At 43.3% G+C, this 15,957-nt stretch carries 16 protein-coding genes; 9 read left to right on the top strand and 7 right to left on the bottom strand.

Annotation, left to right across the window (positions count from 1 at the left end; all coding sequences use genetic code 11):
* Nucleotides 1–76 precede the first annotated feature (76 nt).
* From Aba26S_RS03200 to Aba26S_RS03190, 3 genes are all read left to right on the top strand, one after another.
* A complete protein-coding gene (locus tag Aba26S_RS03200; RefSeq protein ID WP_005240111.1) occupies nt 77–874 on the top strand; it encodes a thioesterase family protein in 798 nt (265 codons plus the stop codon).
* A gap of 103 nt (nt 875–977) precedes the next feature.
* Complete coding sequence (gene pgsA / locus Aba26S_RS03195; protein WP_010590272.1) at nt 978–1,565, top strand: CDP-diacylglycerol--glycerol-3-phosphate 3-phosphatidyltransferase; 588 nt, start codon at nt 978–980, stop codon at nt 1,563–1,565.
* A 114-nt stretch (nt 1,566–1,679) separates the two neighbouring features.
* Nucleotides 1,680–2,843 (top strand): hypothetical protein, encoded by a 1,164-nt coding sequence (locus tag Aba26S_RS03190; RefSeq protein WP_043969997.1) that lies wholly within the window; start codon nt 1,680–1,682, stop codon nt 2,841–2,843.
* Between the two features lie 207 nt (nt 2,844–3,050).
* Here the strand turns inward: Aba26S_RS03190 and Aba26S_RS03185 are convergent, their stop codons facing one another.
* A complete protein-coding gene (locus Aba26S_RS03185; RefSeq protein WP_005240104.1) occupies nt 3,051–3,830 on the bottom strand; it encodes an IclR family transcriptional regulator in 780 nt (259 codons plus the stop codon).
* A 430-nt stretch (nt 3,831–4,260) separates the two neighbouring features.
* On the opposite strand from Aba26S_RS03185, the gene Aba26S_RS03180 reads away from it, so the two are divergent.
* The 3 genes from Aba26S_RS03180 to Aba26S_RS03170 are packed head-to-tail and all read left to right on the top strand — an operon-like array spanning nt 4,261 to nt 7,613.
* Nucleotides 4,261–6,354, top strand: coding sequence for an FUSC family protein (locus Aba26S_RS03180; protein WP_005240101.1), 2,094 nt, complete (start codon nt 4,261–4,263; stop codon nt 6,352–6,354).
* The gene (locus Aba26S_RS03175; RefSeq protein ID WP_004656235.1) at nt 6,347–6,553 is read left to right on the top strand and encodes a DUF1656 domain-containing protein; all 207 of its coding nucleotides are present in this window, start codon (nt 6,347–6,349) and stop codon (nt 6,551–6,553) included. The genes Aba26S_RS03180 and Aba26S_RS03175 overlap by 8 nt, the downstream gene beginning before the upstream one ends.
* Before the next feature lie 58 nt (nt 6,554–6,611).
* Nucleotides 6,612–7,613 (top strand): HlyD family secretion protein, encoded by a 1,002-nt coding sequence (locus Aba26S_RS03170; protein ID WP_005240098.1) that lies wholly within the window; start codon nt 6,612–6,614, stop codon nt 7,611–7,613.
* Between the two features lie 114 nt (nt 7,614–7,727).
* On the opposite strand, the gene ruvX is transcribed toward Aba26S_RS03170, so the two are convergent.
* From ruvX to recN, 3 genes are all read right to left on the bottom strand, one after another.
* Nucleotides 7,728–8,171 (bottom strand): Holliday junction resolvase RuvX, encoded by a 444-nt coding sequence (gene ruvX, locus Aba26S_RS03165; RefSeq protein ID WP_005240096.1) that lies wholly within the window; start codon nt 8,169–8,171, stop codon nt 7,728–7,730.
* Nucleotides 8,164–8,718 carry a YqgE/AlgH family protein gene (locus tag Aba26S_RS03160; protein WP_005240094.1) on the bottom strand — a complete coding sequence of 185 codons (555 nt, stop codon included), beginning with the start codon at nt 8,716–8,718 and terminating at the stop codon, nt 8,164–8,166. Before Aba26S_RS03160 ends, ruvX begins: the two co-directional genes overlap by 8 nt.
* 114 nt (nt 8,719–8,832) lie before the next feature.
* Nucleotides 8,833–10,491, bottom strand: coding sequence for a DNA repair protein RecN (gene recN / locus Aba26S_RS03155; RefSeq protein ID WP_005240093.1), 1,659 nt, complete (start codon nt 10,489–10,491; stop codon nt 8,833–8,835).
* 530 nt (nt 10,492–11,021) lie between these two features.
* On the opposite strand from recN, the gene Aba26S_RS03150 reads away from it, so the two are divergent.
* From Aba26S_RS03150 to Aba26S_RS03140, 3 genes are all read left to right on the top strand, one after another.
* Complete coding sequence (locus Aba26S_RS03150) at nt 11,022–11,348, top strand: pyrimidine/purine nucleoside phosphorylase (RefSeq protein ID WP_004637677.1); 327 nt, start codon at nt 11,022–11,024, stop codon at nt 11,346–11,348.
* Nucleotides 11,349–11,546: 198 nt separating this feature from the next.
* Nucleotides 11,547–12,296 carry a 23S rRNA (guanosine(2251)-2'-O)-methyltransferase RlmB gene (gene rlmB, locus Aba26S_RS03145; protein ID WP_005240091.1) on the top strand — a complete coding sequence of 250 codons (750 nt, stop codon included), beginning with the start codon at nt 11,547–11,549 and terminating at the stop codon, nt 12,294–12,296.
* Nucleotides 12,297–12,326: 30 nt separating this feature from the next.
* Nucleotides 12,327–13,238, top strand: coding sequence for a DMT family transporter (locus tag Aba26S_RS03140; protein ID WP_005240090.1), 912 nt, complete (start codon nt 12,327–12,329; stop codon nt 13,236–13,238).
* Here the strand turns inward: Aba26S_RS03140 and coaE are convergent.
* From coaE to Aba26S_RS03125, 3 genes are read right to left on the bottom strand one after another with little or no spacing between them, the layout of a single operon-like run.
* Complete coding sequence (coaE, locus tag Aba26S_RS03135; protein WP_005240088.1) at nt 13,235–13,840, bottom strand: dephospho-CoA kinase; 606 nt, start codon at nt 13,838–13,840, stop codon at nt 13,235–13,237. The genes Aba26S_RS03140 and coaE overlap by 4 nt on opposite strands.
* Nucleotide 13,841: 1 nt before the next feature.
* Nucleotides 13,842–14,702, bottom strand: coding sequence for an A24 family peptidase (locus Aba26S_RS03130; RefSeq protein ID WP_005240087.1), 861 nt, complete (start codon nt 14,700–14,702; stop codon nt 13,842–13,844).
* A 5-nt stretch (nt 14,703–14,707) separates the two neighbouring features.
* On the bottom strand, nt 14,708–15,934 hold the full coding sequence (locus tag Aba26S_RS03125) for a type II secretion system F family protein (RefSeq protein ID WP_005240085.1): 1,227 nt from the start codon (nt 15,932–15,934) through the stop codon (nt 14,708–14,710).
* Between the last annotated feature and the right edge of the window lie 23 nt (nt 15,935–15,957).

Below are 15,957 nucleotides of genomic sequence, written 5' to 3'. Positions count from 1 at the left end.
ATTGCCGCGTAAACGATCATTCACAAATGCGTTAAAACGTTCAAAGATAGGGTATTTCGATGACGAAGGAAAAATGATGGCCTTGCTTCCGCTCTATCAACAGGTTGAACAACATGAATGGATTGATATTCCATCAGGTTGGTTACAGGGGCGTACCGTATTTGGCGGTCTGATTGCTGGACTAATGATCCAAAAGGCGATGAGTACGGTACACGATGCAGCAAAGCAATTGTTAAGCTGTAATGTCACCTTTGTCGGTCCTGTACAGCAAGGACAAGCCAGACTGAGTGCCGAAGTATTGAGAGAAGGAAAGTCCGTCACGACTCTGGAAGTCCGACTTTGGCAGGATGATGCGGTACAAAGCATTTTGGTGGCCAGTTTTGGTCTACAACGTGAATCGCGTATTCATGTCCAGAATTTACCGCAAGTGCCTGATTATCCAACGGCTGAACAACTGGATAAAACTTTTTATATCGAAGGCTTAATGCCTGAGTGTTTACAACAGTTTGAATTGTGTTGGGCCGAAGGCAGTTATCCAATGGCAGGCAGTAAAGTTCCTGACTTTGGGGGCTGGGGACGGTTTGCAGCAAGTTTGCATCCCAATCGTGAGATGCAATTGGCCGATCTGTTTGCTTTAATGGATGTCTGGCCGCCTGGGGTACTACCGATGTTCAAGACGCCCGCACCTGCCAGTTCCTTAACTTGGCAAATTACCTACTTGCAACCAGTTAACGGTCAAATTCAAGACTGGCTAAAATATAAAGTCATTACTGAATATGCAGAACATGGGTATTCCACTGAATATGCCTATATTTGGGATGTTGAAAACCGTTTAATTGCGGTGCTTAGACAGACAGTTGCCGTTTTTGCCTAGTCGACACTGCGGTGCATTTCGTATAAAGTTGCTTACACATGGATAATCTCAGCACATCCTTTGTGCAACATGCATATTTAGTGCAAACAACATGGCGGTGTTTATGAGTACAGGGCAAATCCTGAACATTCCCAATATTTTAACTTTGGCACGTATCGCCCTTATTCCTGTGTTTTTGGCCATCGCTTATTGGCCACCTGCAATTGGAATTGCCGAGCATCATGGGGGAATGATGCGCCATATGGTACTGACTGCAATTTTTGTGCTTGCAGCTGTGACCGATTGGTTTGATGGCTATTTGGCAAGAACATTGAATCAAACCTCAGCCTTTGGGCGCTTTTTGGATCCAGTTGCAGATAAATTGATGGTCGCAGCTGCGCTGATTGTATTGGTGCAATGGCAACCAACCATTTCAATGGCTTTTGCTGCGATTGTGATTATTTCCCGTGAAATCACGGTTTCTGCACTACGTGAGTGGATGGCTGAACTAGGAGCACGTACCAGTGTTGCGGTATCAACCGTTGGTAAATATAAAACCGCTTTTCAAATGATTGCGATTAGTGTGTTCTTATTGAACTGGAAACCATTGGAAATTTGGGCCTATGCCTTACTGTACGCCGCTGTTATTCTAACGCTATGGTCGATGTTTATTTATATGAAAGCCGCTTGGCCGTATTTGAAACAGCCTTAGAGGGCAAGTCCACCAGTTGACGTAAATTTAAATAAAAATTAGAGAAAACAGCACTCACGATGTCTGATTGGACTAAGCTGAGTGCTGAAAATGATAAGTTGGGAACACACATCAATGTCATCAGTATTATATTTATCAGACCAAGTCTTACATCATTTGCATGGCCAAAAAGCACAAACGATAGATTGTCATGCGGTGAGTCAGTACAAGAAAAATTTACAAGAAATCAAGCAGCGCAAGCAATGGAAAACCTCAGGCACGGGGGCACAATTCATGGGTGTTGCGAATTATAACGAGCAAGATGAGTTGGGGAATGTTTATCCTGTCGATGCGGTTTTAACGGATGATCAGCATGTGATTTATGCAGCGCAATTGCAGGATGGTTGTGCGATTTACATCAAATCACTCTTAGATCCACAGCAACCTGAGGCATTGGTATTAAGAAATAACGAGTTCATTATTCATCATATGGCTTATGATACGCAGCATAAAAGACTGATTTTATCGGCCAGTCAAGGCTATGCTTATGAGCAGCATCTGTGCATTTTAGGTTTAGATTCCAATCGGATTCAATATATTACGGAAGGTGATTGTCAGGATCAGCATCCATGTTTTGATCCGCAAAATCCAGATCTTATTTATTATGACAGCTGCGGCTTTGCGTATGACCAACAAGGAGGAATGAGCATTGGTCCGAAAGAAATTTGTCGTTTGAATCTGAAAACAGGTGATTTGGAAACGATTATTGCTGACCCGCGTTACGATTACTACAAACCGCAGATTGATGCGGCTGGGCAGTTATATTATCTTAAACGTCCTTATAAAAATAAGAACTATAGTGGTAACTCACTGAAAGATATTGTATTAGCACCCTTTAAAATTATTCGCGCCGTGTTTGGTTGGTTGGATTTCTTTACACAACGTTATACAGGTGAGTCATTGAAATCAACCTCGGGTAGTAATCCTGCGAAGTTGAGACAAAAGTCAGAAGAAGAACTTTTTGTGGAAGGTAATTTAATTAAGCTACAAAAGACTTTGCAGCAGAATCAAAGTGCTGGAGAAAAATTTGCAGGCGTCATTCCAAGGAGTTGGGAACTGATTCAATGTTCCAAAACAGGAGAGCAAAAAGTACTCAAGCGGGGGGTGCTGGGGTATGCATTGTTGGGTATTGAAGGTTCAGTTTTGTATTCGAATGGAAAACACTTGGTCTTGATGACTGCCGATCAGACGGAACAGATGTTGGTTGAAGCCAAACTGATTCAAAAAATCATCTGTTGATCCATATCCCATTATTCAGGCCTTCTTTTTAGAAGGCTTTTTCTTCTTTAATGAATGCACAGAAAAGAAAAAAGCCCATACAACGATGAGCTTAGTTCTCTGAGGAAAGTCATGCTCTTTTGGGAGAGTATGCTGAAGAACATAATCATCATATGAGAATTTATTGATATTTACAACGGTATAAAATGTAAATGTTTTTTAAAATTCTCAAATCGGGTTGGCTTGGCTCTCTGAGAGTGTTGCAAATTTATGTTCAATTTGAGTCGCATTATTTTGCAAAATTTCAATTAGCTTTTGAATGTTAATAAAGTCAAAACGATTCTTGGATGCCACTAAGGTGAGCGCGATCGGCGCTTCTTTGTTTGAAAAACGGATCGGAACTGACAAGCTGCAAAGTTGAGGGTCAATCTCACCTTGTGATAAGTAGAACCCTTGTTTTTTGATTTTGCGCATCTGTTGAGTAAACTCATCCTGCGTCTGTGCAAATCCGACTTGTGCTAATTCTTTCGAAAACTGCTGATAGTAGGCTTGAATGCGTTGTTTGGTTAAGTGTGCAATCACGATTTTGGGTGACGCGCCGACATAGACGGGGCGTGGGCAACCTCGGCCAAATGAAAGTAATTCTGCATCTTTAAAGGTTTCATGATGTAGATCAATACAATAATCATGATTTAAATAAGTCAATAAACAGCACAATTCCGTACGTTCCACGATATCACGCATAAAGGGAATACTAATTTGAATCAACGGGTCAGTGCTGTGAGAAATATAATCTAAAACGGCAATTTTGGAGCCGAGCGTATAGTCACCCGAGGTGCCGCTGATACGTTTTAAAATGTCCGTCGAGACTAGTTCTTTGAGATAACGATAGGCGGTAGGTTTGGATAGCGCAAGCTCATCACAAATGATATCGACATTGATAATCGGACGTGAAACTGAAAATAAATCCAGTACAGTAAGAATTTTACCAAAACTCGAAATGGCCATGATGGGATGCCTACTCCTTACAAAATAACGTGAAAACCGAACTTTTATTGCTTTATAACAGAAAAGCGAAAGATCGGGTATGTACTTTTAAACCTGATCATCCGAGATCAATAAATTAACGCTGATGTTGAGAAAAACATCAAATTTTGTCGCGATTATTTTAGATTAAAATTAAAAATTATCAAATGGTGATAATTTATGTTGACTAATTTACTCTATTTTGAAAAAATAAGCTACGCAATGTCTTATGTGGATAATTATTTTTAGGCAGAAATTCCTGAAAATAGCCAACATTGCGTATCACTCCCTATATCCAGTTTTACTCACATTGATTGCCCTGGTCTGAATGATTTCAAATCAGTCAGGATAGCTTGTCACTTTTTTAGTGATGCCATGAGTGATCAAACTGACGCTGAACAGAGACATATTCATGCTATTTAAACAGTTGTTGGCTTTTAGACCGAGTCGACTTGACCTGATCTTTGCGTGCAAAACATTCGTCGCAGGCATGCTGGCACTGTTTATTTCGTTTGAACTGGATTTGATTAATCCGATGTGGTCGATTGGTACAGTGTTGATTATTGCCAGTCCCTATTCGGGTATGGTGTCTTCAAAGTGTGTCTATCGCTTGGTGGGAACGGTAGCAGGAGCAATCATTGCTTTGCTGCTGACGCCTCATTTTATTAATACACCGTGGTTATTTACCCTTATTTTGTCATTGTGGGTGGGTTTTGCCCTATACGTCTCATTGCTAGACCGCACGGCAAGAAGCTATGTCTTTATGTTGGCGGGTTATTCCACTGCAATGATCGTTTACAATGCCATTACCTATATCGATACCTATAATATTTTTGATATTGCTTTGGCACGCGTGCTAGAAATTTCTGTCGGAGTGATTGCCACTGCCGTGGTGTCAGCGACTTTTTTTCCTGTACATGTTGGAGCCATGATTAAACAGCGGGTCAATAAAACCCTGAATGATCTGGAAAGTACCTTTGAAAAATTAATTACCGTTCAAGACAGCCCGGAAAACTATACCCAAATCTTGTCGGTAATTACCCGTGATACCGCAGATATTCATGCTTTGGCCGTGCATTTGGCTTATGAAAAAGGTGAGCTAAAAGGCATGACCAAGACTTTGCAGGAAATGTTGCATCAGGTGTCTTTGGTGGTCGCCAATCTTGTGGCTCTGTCACAACGGGTCAAACAGCTGGAACAGATGCAACTGAGTAATCTGGCACCGCATTTAGACCGCATACGTCAGGATACATTGGCTTTTTTAAAGCAAGAGCGCATTGTGAAAGCCAGTGATTTGCAAAGTTTACCCATGAAATTTGAACAGGATTTTGCCGAACTGATTGCGCAAGCTACGGCTGAACAGCAAATTGTACTGGGTGCCTTGAAGATGGATGTTCGCCATTTCATTGCCAATATGTTGGCGGTGAAATTGATCTGGCAGCAGATTCAGCAGGGCAACAAAGAGATTCCTTCTGAAATTACCGCCATTACCACCAAATATCCAAGTTTGCATCGTGATCATGGCATTGCGATTCGTGGGGGGATTAGCGCGGTATTGATTACCTTTATTGTGACTGCCGCCTGGATTCTGTCAGGTTGGAAAGCCGGTTTTATGATGGCACAGATGGGGGCGATTACCGCTTGTATCTTAACGGCTTTGGATAATCCAGTGCCAGTGTTACGTATCTTTATCTGGGGCAGTATCGTCTCGGCAGTTTTGGTATTTGTCTATGCCTTTGGAATCTTTCCGCATGTGACACATTTCTGGCAATTGGCATTGGTGCTATTTCCGGTATTTCTGGTTGCCGTGACCATGATGGCTAATCAAATGCTGATGCCTGTGGGGATGGTACTCGGAATTAATACCATGATGGGTTTAAATCTGCATAACAAATACACCATGGATGCAGTGTCTTATCTGGACAGTTCCTTTGCCATGGTGTTAGGCGTTTTGGTGTCTCTGATTGTGATTGATTTGGTACGTGCTGTTTCACCAGATACCAGTGCGACACGCATTTTAGCTTTGCATTACCAAGCCATGCGTCAAGCCTTGCATTTGTCTTATGGTAGTGATTTTAAAATTCACTTACGCAGTATGTTAGACCGTGTCGGGGTATTGAATAGCAAAATGGTGCAGAATCCTGAAGTGAAAACAGCGATTCAAAATGCATTGGTTGAAAGCAGTTCGATTGTTGATTTAGTTCGTTTGCAGGAAATTAGTCAAAAATTACCGCAATTGCAGCAACTACAATATGAATTGAAGCAGTTACAGCAACAGCTTGCAGACTATTTTCAGGCACAAGAAAAGCAACTGTCGATTCATCATTTTCCAACGCAGATTGTGCAGCAAATTGAAAGCTTACAGGGGATTGCCCAGCAGATTGAAGACCTGCAATTGCGGCAACGACTGCTCATTTCACTGAATAATATTTGCGAAAGTATTGGTCATATCTCGATACAAGAGATGGATTCGGACAGATCTGGTTTAGGGGTAGTTCATGGGTGAAATGAATCTTTACGGGATTTATATCCCAATCCTTCTGGTACAAGCCATTATTGCCTATGTACTGTTTAAGTTGCTCAGCCCCTTGATTGATCGTTTGGTCATCAAAGGCTGGATCGCGTTGCCCAGCATTTTTAACTTGTGCTTTTACTTGGGGCTGATGCTGTTGGTGCATTGTCTCTTTGTTTGGCTATGGGCCTGAGACAAGATGCTGATTTTAAAATTTAATGATGTCAAGAAATGTAGTAGAGGTCATCAACATGAATGCATTTGATGTGCGCAAAGTTATACGTCCTATGGTGTTGCTCGTTGCAGTTGTGATTGCTGTTTACGCCATCGTGCATTTATGGAATTACTACAATGCCGCACCGTGGACACGGGATGGACGTGTACGGGGAGATGTGATTCAGGTCGCTTCCGATGTGAATGGTTTGGTCACTGAAGTGTTGGTGCAAGACAACCAAACCGTGAAGAAAGGGCAAGTGCTGTTCAAGATTGATGTCGCACGTCAGGCCTTGGATGTTGAGCAAGCGAGATCCGACCTTGCCAAAGCCAAAGCCGGTTTGGCGCAAGCGCATGCAAATCTGGCAGGTTCAAAGGCGAGTTTGGTGAAAACTGAAGCCAATATGAAACTGGCAGAGAAAAATGCAGCACGTTATGCCAGCTTGATGGATGGTGCAATTTCAAAACAGGAACAAGATCAAGTTTTTGCAACCCGCGATCAAGCCGTAGCCGAGCGTGAGCAATTAACTGCGAGCATCGAACAAGCCAATGCCGCGATTCAACAGCAGCAAGCTTTGATTGAAGTGGCCAATAGCAATTTACATTTGGCGCAACTGAATTTGAATCGCTCTGAAGTGGTCGCACCTGCAGATGGGACTTTATCGAATTTCGATTTGCGGGTTGGCAATTATGTGAAGGTGGGGCAAGCCGTTGCGGCTTTATTAGACCGCCATCAGCTCTATGTTGTGGGGTATTTTGAAGAGACCAAATTAAACCGTATTCATGTTGGTGATGCTGCGACTGTCCAGTTGATGGGAGATAAGCAACGCATTCGAGGCCATGTACAAGGCATCGCAACCGGGATTGAAGATCGTGAACGTTCGGGTAGTTCGAATTTATTGGCCAATGTAAATCCAACCTTTAGTTGGGTGCGTTTGGCACAACGTGTACCTGTGAAAATTGTCTTGGATGAACAACCACAAAATCCGCTGGCATTTGTTTCAGGGCGTACGGCAACGGTTCGAATTATCGAGAAATAACTCAGAGCTTGGCTTAAAGATTTTATTTGGGATTAAGAGTGTTGTTTTATGTTTTATACAATGGTCTCGCGGTATTAATAGCACGAGACCATTAAATATTTGGGAAATTCAGCCTTAAGGTGTAATCCCTACGGGATCGCGATACCAACTCTGAATCAATAATGCCGCTGCAAAGCTATCTGCAGATAAGCGTTTTGCCTGTCCTTTGCTTTGATAAGACTCCAGCTCTTCTCTGGCTTCACGTGTCGTCAAACGTTCATCCACCATCCAGGTTTCAATATTGGTTTGATGACGTAAACGACGCGCGAATTTACGTGCCCGAGCAGAGAGCTCAGATTCACTGTCATCCATATTCAGCGGTAAACCCACGATAAATAGATTCGGTTGCCATTCTTTGACAATCTTTAGTAATTTATCCCAGTCTGGAATACCATCTTTCATCGGGAATAAGGGCAGAGGATTGCTGCTTTCAATCGAGGATTGACCCATCGCCATCCCCATTTTTTGGGTGCCAAAATCAAATGCCATGATGGATTGGAAACTCTGCATCTCAGGCATGACCAATCTCAGAGGCAAACCAGGTACGGTCTACTCCAATTTTTTTATAGGCGGCATCCCAGCGATCGTGATAGGGCAGATTAAAAATCAGATCCATGTCTGATTCACAGATGAGCCAGTCCCCACGTGCAATCTCTTCTTCAAGTTGATTCTTGCTCCAGCTGGCATAGCCTAAGGCGATTTGATAGCGGCCCACACCTTCGTTATGTGCAATCGCATCTAAAATATCTTTACTGGTGGTGATACAGACATTTTCACCGACCGCAATCGATGAATGCCAAGTCGGCTGACCGGTATGCAAGACAAAGCCTGCTTCTGGACGTAATGGGCCACCTTGCAAAACAGCATGTGGATGGACATTGTCGGCATCAATCTCTAAATCATTAAGTAATTCTTTGATTTGTAGATCGGAAGGGCGATTGATAATGATGCCTTGAGCACCGTCTTCGTCATGGCGCGCAACATAGATGACAGTATTGGCAAAAAAGTCATCTGCCATGTCTGGTGGAGCGATGAGACAACGGTGAGTTAAGTATTGTTTCGTCACCTAGGCGATTCTCCATCAATATATTATGCTGATCTATCTATATAGGTTCTTTTTATCAACATACAAGAGTTGATCGGATTTCGCCAATCTTTTTCTCATATTTTGTATACACAATTAAGCAGATTGGAATTTGAGCTGGCGCAGCTGGCGTGCATGTTGCAAAGTGGTTTCGCTAATTTCAACGCCCCCTGACATACGTGCCAATTCTAAGATGCGTTGATCTTCATCCAGTTCGAGAATGGTACTGCTGGCTGGATCGCTTTGTTGTTTTTTCACCAATAAATGCTGGTCGGATTGTGCTGCCACTTGCGCTTGATGCGTAATACAGAGCAGTTGCACATGTTGAGCCAGATCAGCCAATAGGCGTCCCACGACTTCAGCAGTACCCCCACTGATCCCAACATCAATTTCGTCAAAGACCAGTACCTCGGACTCGGTTTTCTCTGCATTCATGACTTGCATCACCAGCGCAATACGGGATAACTCACCGCCTGAGGCAACGCGTGCCAATGGTTGTGGCGGAATACCTTTATTGGCGGTGAATAACAGTTGAATAAAGCTGAGTCCTTCGGCATTCGGTTCCTGTGGCTCAAATTTAAACTCAAAATGTGCTTCTGGAAGTGCGAGTGGCTTTACCTGTTCAGTCAGTTGTTTTGCCAATGGAACAGCGGCCGCGCGACGAATGTTATCCAGATGTTGAGCCGCTTGTATAAAGGCTTGATAGGAAAGCTCAACTTGTTCTGCCAAGGTTTCTGGATCTTCCAGCTGATGCAGTTGCGCTAATTCTTGTTGCCAAGTTTCATAGTCTTGTTTGAGTAATTCGGGTTGAGTGCGGTGTTTACGTGCCAGACGATGGAACACTTCGAGGGTTGCATTCAACTGTTCCATGCGTTCAGGATCAAAGCTTTGACGGTCAATAAACTGACGTAAGCTTGCGGTTGCATCGTCTATTTCGCTTTGCGCATTTAACAAGGAGTTATAAATATTGGCGAGCTGTTCGCTACGACCTGCATGAGATTCCAGACGACGAATGATCGATGCAACTTCTTGGGTAATATTCTGCTCGGCCTCATCCAGTACATTGAGACTATAACTACAGTCTTGCATGATATGTTCATGATGGCTGAGACGATCAAACTCTTGTTCGATTTCACGATAATCGGTTTGAACAACGTCATCCAGTTCTTCAATTTGTAATTCTAAGCTTTGTATTTTTTGAATACGTGTTGCTTGCGCATCTAAGGCAGCTTGATGTTGACGAATATTTCGTTGCCATGTGCTATAGGCATCACGTACTGCTTGCGAAGGTTCGGCAAAATTATGATAACGATCAAGCCAATGTTTAGGATAAGGTGGTTCGAGTAATTGTTGTTGGCTGTGCTGGCTATACAGTTGAACCAGCAAGCGTCCAATCTCTTTGAGTTCGGCCAAGCTGCTCGGGCGGCCATTGATCCAAGCCTTGCTGCGGCCTGTGGCAAAAATCACACGTCTTAAATGGATTTCACCTGAATCATCATCCAGTTCATGTTCGGTCAGCCAATGCGCTTCTGCGCTTTCAGGCTGATAACTAAATATCGCAGTGACATCAGCTTTGTCTGCACCATAACGTACATAATTGGTATCGGTACGTTCGCCTAAGCACGCAGAAAGTGCATCTAACAATAATGATTTTCCTGCACCAGTTTCACCAGTCAGCACATTGAAGCCTCGTTCAATATCTAAAGCCAAATGGTCAGCGAGTGCAAAATTAATTAAAGTTAAATGGGTGAGCATAAACGCATCCAATGCACGGAATCTTTTGCTTAAAGATAGAGAAGTTTTAAAGTGACGACAAGTGCGGAATACTGGATTTTCCTGATTTACTGAGGAATTACTGATTGTTTATGGGCTTAAGATACGATTTCGCTTTGTATTTGTGCGCCAGTCGTCGCTGATGCACCATCTATGGTACAAGGTTTTGTGTTCGAACCTTGCGAAGCGATGCTTCTCATACTTTATTTATCTTCGCCACTCACAGCAAAGCTGTTTGTCTTAGGCTCTGGTAAAGTTTCGCGTTATTTATCTTCGCTACTCACAGCATAGCTGTTTGTCTTGCGCTCGGGTAAAGCGTTGGGTTGCTTTCCGCTTTACTCACAGCATAGCTGTTCGTCTTGCGCCCAGACAAAGCGTTGCTTTGTTAATCTGGGCTCAGGTATGAAAATTGCAACGTTTAGCCCAGAAAATGGATTGATTAGTTGTCACGGCACAATTAAACTACGTCCAGCATAACCTAATATAAATGCGGCATTATTTGGAGAGTACGCATGAGTTCAGTGCAATTTGATCATGTAACGGTCATTAAGAAATCGAATGTGTATTTTGGTGGGGCATGTATTAGCCATACAGTACAATTTGAAGATGGTACAAAAAAGACTTTAGGTGTAATTTTACCCACTGAACAGCCTTTGACTTTTGAAACACACGTTCCAGAGCGTATGGAAATTATTTCTGGTGAATGCCGTGTAAAAATTGCAGATAGTGCTGAGAGTGAATTATTTCGTGCAGGCCAGTCCTTTTATGTGCCTGGGAACAGTATGTTCCATATCGAAGCAGATGAAGTGCTCGATTATGTCTGTCATTTAGAAGGTTAACCTATTCCTGTCTAAATCGAGTACACTAGATTTAATGGAAATCCTGTAAAAGTCATTTTGCAGGATTTTTTATTAAGTTCCCTTGCGGAGCTATAACAGCTCCTCACCTGTAAAGTTGCTTTGCAGGATTTTTATTTTTTTCAAAACTCCCCTAATTATCCTTCTTTATATCAGAGGGAATACTGCAAGAGGTCGTTCATGGCGAAACCTGAATATTATTATGGCGTTCATTCAGTGGAGTCATTGTTGGAGTTGGAGCCTGAACGCGTTTTAACTTTATTTACGCTAAAAGGTCGTGATGATCAGCGTCTGCAAAAAATTTTGCAGCTTGCAGAACCTTTTGGGATCAGTGTTCAAAAAGCCAGTCGAGATGGTCTGGAAAAACTGGCAGGTTTACCTTTCCATCAAGGCGTAGTCGCAGCAGTTCGCCCGCATCCGACCTTGAATGAAAAAGATCTGGACGAATTACTACAGCAATCACCAGATGCCCTGTTGCTGGCACTTGACCAAGTGACTGACCCCCATAATCTGGGGGCGTGTATTCGTACGGCTGCGGCAATGGGTGTACAGGCGGTAATTGTTCCGCGTGATCGTTCAGCGAGCTTAACGCCGACAGCACGTAAGGTTGCTGCAGGTGGAGCTGAAAAAGTGAAGTTTATTCAGGTGACCAACCTTGCGCGAACGCTTGCGCACTTAAAAGACACCACCCATACCCGAGTGATTGGGACCATGCTGGATGAAAAGGCATTGCCGATTCATCAGTGTGATTTCAACGGGCCTGTGGTGATTGTGATGGGTGCGGAGGATACAGGTTTAAGACCGATTACCCAGTCACAGTGCGATCATACGGTTTATATTCCAATGTTGGGCGATTTACAAAGCTTGAATGTGAGTGTGGCAACTGGGATGGCACTTTATGAGGCATGCCGCCAACGTGCTGGTGTATAATTTAACCCAATCTTGTTCATGTAAGCTCAAATGACTGCTCGCACACAAGGCTATTTCTTTGTCTTTATCACCATGTGTATTTGGGGGGGATTTACCATTTTTTCCCGTCTCAATGCACATTGGCACGTCAGTGTGTGGGATTTGATGGCAATGCGCTTTACAATTGCCTCTCTGATTTTAATCCCTATATTAATCTATAAAAAAGATTTTGCCTTTTTATGGCACCCTCGTCCTGTCATTTTGGCATTGATCGGTGGTTTGGCCTATTGCTTAACGGTGTATACCGCTTTCTTACATGCTCCAGCAGCGCATGCGGCGATTTTTCTCAATGGCTGTATTCCACTGTGTACGGCTGTTGCAGCCTATTTATTGTTTCAGCAGCCCTTTGATAAAAACACGTGGTTGAGTTTGGTGATTATGATGGGTGCATTGGCGCTCATGAGTTATTTAATACTGCATGATCAGGCAGCCGCATTGGGGTGGGGCGATCTGCTTCTTTTTATCAGTGCGGCATGGTGGGGGCTTTTCACCGTCCTGCTAAAACAGTGGAAATTATCAGCGTGGCATTCGACCGTAGGTGTGGTGATTTGGTCTGCCATTCTCTATTTGCCGATTTATCTATTATTTATTCCAAAACATTTTCAAGATGCAGAGCCGATTCATCTGGTGATTCAGGGGCTTTTTCATGGCATTTTGGTGGTGATCGTGGCGACCTTAAGTTATGTGGCTGCAATTGAGCGTTTAGGGGCATTTAAAACGGGTAGTATTGTAACGCTGGCACCATTTATTGCAGCGATTGTGGCTGTTCCATTATTAAATGAACCGCTCAATGCCGCGATTCTCTGTGGTCTGGTTGGAATGGGGATTGGTGCTTTACAACCTTGGCGTTGGTTTCGCAAAGACAGTTTGACCACGCAGCTGGAGCAGCAGAAACAAGGCTAGATACAACGTTCTGCACGTTGTAAATAGCTGAAATGCAAGGGTTTCAGCTGTTGGTGAAGATGCTCTAACAGACCGTCATTGAGTACAATATCATTGGCTAATTGCTGTTTTTGAGAGCGTGGCATTTGTGCTGCAATGATCTTTCGAATCTGTTCTTCACTTTGTCCGTCGCGTTGGCTCGCGCGCTGTAATTGCGTTTGTTCATCAGCATCAACCAGTAGCGTGTGATGAGTGAGTTGATGTTGATTGGTTTCAAATAGCAGGGGCGAAACCAAAATCACATATGGACTCTCAGCCTGTTGTAATTGCTGAATAATGGACTGGCGAATGGCAGGATGGGTGATTTTTTCTAAAGTTTGACGCGCCTCTGGAAATTGAAAAATATGCTCACGCAGCGCCCGTCGATCCAGATTGCCGTCTGCCAATAATACCCAATCGCCAAAGTTGTCCCGGATTGCTCTGAGTGCGGGTTGGCCTGGCTCGACCACTTCTCGTGCCACCACATCAGCATCAATAACCGTAATACCCTGAGACTCAAACCATTGTGTCGCCGCTGATTTGCCGCTGCCAATACCACCTGTGATTCCCAAGATAAAACGCATATTAGCCACCTAAATAAACTTTCATGATCTGATCACCCCATAAGAAGGCGATCCAGCCCGCAATTGCGATATATGGACCAAATGCAAAAGGTTGATTTTCGCCCCGCATTTTCATCAGAATAATACCAATCACTGCACCAATCATAGAAGAGAGTAACACAATGAGGGGGAGTAGCATTGGTCCCATCCATGCACCTAACGCTGCGAGTAGCTTGAAATCGCCATAGCCCATCCCTTCCTTACCAGTGATTAGTTTAAAGATGTAGTAAACAATCCAGAGGCAGAGGAAGCCGATTAAATAGCCCCAAATGGCTAGGCTGGCAGTGGTATAAATCGCATAACTATTAATGCCTAAACCTAAGGCTGCTAAGGGAAGGGTAAAGCGATCAGGTAATAATTGTGTATCAAAATCAATAAAGGTTAATGTAATTAATACCCAAGTCAGAACCAGACCAAACAACATTTGCACTGTTGCACCAAATACGGCAACCACAACCAATGAGCAGACCATGGTGAGCAGCTCAATAAAAGGGTAGCGGATACTGATTGGGTTTTGGCAAGTCCCACATTTACCACGAAGTACTAACCAGCTGATCACAGGGATATTATGGTACCAATGGATAGGTGAGTCGCATTTGGGGCAAGTCGAGGCGGGTTGGCTTAAACTGAGCTTGCTTTGATCAATAATCGGTTGTTCAGGGTGGAGGAGCATGTGGCATTCTTGCTGCCACTCCTGCTCCATCATTCGAGGCGTGCGAAAAATGACAACATTTAGAAAGCTACCAATGCATAAACTAAAAAGCCCAACCGCCAGATAAAGTGCAGTGGGATTTTCGATAAAATATGAAAAAAAATCTTGCATAAAACTTAGACCACGGAGCCCATTTGGAAGATTGGAAGATACATCGCGATAACCAGGCCACCGACCAGCACGCCTAGAATGGCCATGATTAATGGTTCCATCATTGAGGTCAAGCCATCGACAGCATTATCCACCTCATTTTCATAGTGCGTCGCAACTTTGTCGAGCATACTGTCTAAAGCCCCCGATTCTTCACCAATTGCCACCATTTGAATGGCCATTGATGGAAAACGGTTAGAAACACGCATGGCAAACTGTAGCTGTTGGCCTGTGGCGACATCTTCACGAATTTTCATCACCGCTTCTTCATACACGACATTATTGGTTGCACCAGCGGTTGACTCAAGTGCATCAATTAGTGGAACACCTGCTGCAAAAGTTGTTGCCAAAGTACGGCTATAACGGGCAATAATGGCTTTATAGACCAAATCCCCAAAAATCGGCGCTTTGAGTGCCATTTTATCCAAGGTGTCGCGAAACTTTTTACTACGTTTCTTGGCTTCCAAAAAGGCGGTAATAATTATGCCAATCACGATAATCAGAATAAACCAGTACTCTTGCATCCATTTGGACATTTCGACCACCATTTTGGTAAAAGCGGGTAGATCTGCACCAAAAGAGCTAAATAGATCCTGAAATACAGGGACAACCTTCACCATCAAAATAATGGTCACAATCACTGCAACCACAACCACCGAAATTGGATATTTCATGGCTTTCTTGATTTTTTGTTTGAGTAATTCACTCTTTTCTTTATAAATTGCAATTCGATCCAGCATGGTTTCAAGTGCACCAGATTGTTCACCAGATTCAACCAGCGAGCAAAACAGATTATCAAAATACTGCGGATATTTTTTCAGGGCACCCGCGAAGGTATTTCCCCCTTCGACTTCACTTTTAATCCCAAGGACCACTTCACGCATGGCTGGGTTTTCTAAGCCTTCAGCCACGATTTCAAAGCCTTGTACCAAGGGAACGCCCGCTTTCATCATTGTCGCCAATTGACGGGTAAAAATGGTGATATCCAAAGTGGTCACTTTTTTCTTCATCAAGCCTTCAAGAATATTTTTACGCTTTTCTCGAATGTTCTTGATGGTCACCCCTTGTTTACGCAACGTAACTTTAGCCAAGGCCATATTACGTGCAGGTAATTCCCCTTTAATTTTTGCCCCTTTACGATCGACCCCTTCGTAAGCAAAAGTTGGCATCATTTGCGCTTTTTTAGCTGCCATGATTATTAATCCTTTTTATTGAT

Source organism: Acinetobacter sp. NBRC 110496 (assembly GCF_000876115.1).
In the GTDB taxonomy this organism is placed as follows: Bacteria; Pseudomonadota; Gammaproteobacteria; order Pseudomonadales; family Moraxellaceae; genus Acinetobacter.
This window is presented reverse-complemented; position numbering and strand designations above follow the sequence as displayed.

Excerpts from the sequence above, each read along its gene's own strand:
- Aba26S_RS03200 (WP_005240111.1), top strand. The coding sequence starts at position 77 with ATGGCCTTGCTTCCGCTCTATCAACAGGTTGAACAACATGAATGGATT.
- pgsA (WP_010590272.1), top strand. The coding sequence starts at position 978 with ATGAGTACAGGGCAAATCCTGAACATTCCCAATATTTTAACTTTGGCA.
- Aba26S_RS03190 (WP_043969997.1), top strand. The coding sequence starts at position 1,680 with ATGTCATCAGTATTATATTTATCAGACCAAGTCTTACATCATTTGCAT.
- Aba26S_RS03185 (WP_005240104.1), bottom strand. The coding sequence starts at position 3,830 with ATGGCCATTTCGAGTTTTGGTAAAATTCTTACTGTACTGGATTTATTT.
- Aba26S_RS03180 (WP_005240101.1), top strand. The coding sequence starts at position 4,261 with ATGCTATTTAAACAGTTGTTGGCTTTTAGACCGAGTCGACTTGACCTG.
- Aba26S_RS03175 (WP_004656235.1), top strand. The coding sequence starts at position 6,347 with ATGGGTGAAATGAATCTTTACGGGATTTATATCCCAATCCTTCTGGTA.
- Aba26S_RS03170 (WP_005240098.1), top strand. The coding sequence starts at position 6,612 with ATGAATGCATTTGATGTGCGCAAAGTTATACGTCCTATGGTGTTGCTC.
- ruvX (WP_005240096.1), bottom strand. The coding sequence starts at position 8,171 with ATGCCTGAGATGCAGAGTTTCCAATCCATCATGGCATTTGATTTTGGC.
- recN (WP_005240093.1), bottom strand. The coding sequence starts at position 10,491 with ATGCTCACCCATTTAACTTTAATTAATTTTGCACTCGCTGACCATTTG.
- Aba26S_RS03150 (WP_004637677.1), top strand. The coding sequence starts at position 11,022 with ATGAGTTCAGTGCAATTTGATCATGTAACGGTCATTAAGAAATCGAAT.
- rlmB (WP_005240091.1), top strand. The coding sequence starts at position 11,547 with ATGGCGAAACCTGAATATTATTATGGCGTTCATTCAGTGGAGTCATTG.
- Aba26S_RS03140 (WP_005240090.1), top strand. The coding sequence starts at position 12,327 with ATGACTGCTCGCACACAAGGCTATTTCTTTGTCTTTATCACCATGTGT.
- coaE (WP_005240088.1), bottom strand. The coding sequence starts at position 13,840 with ATGCGTTTTATCTTGGGAATCACAGGTGGTATTGGCAGCGGCAAATCA.
- Aba26S_RS03130 (WP_005240087.1), bottom strand. The coding sequence starts at position 14,702 with ATGCAAGATTTTTTTTCATATTTTATCGAAAATCCCACTGCACTTTAT.
- Aba26S_RS03125 (WP_005240085.1), bottom strand. The coding sequence starts at position 15,934 with ATGGCAGCTAAAAAAGCGCAAATGATGCCAACTTTTGCTTACGAAGGG.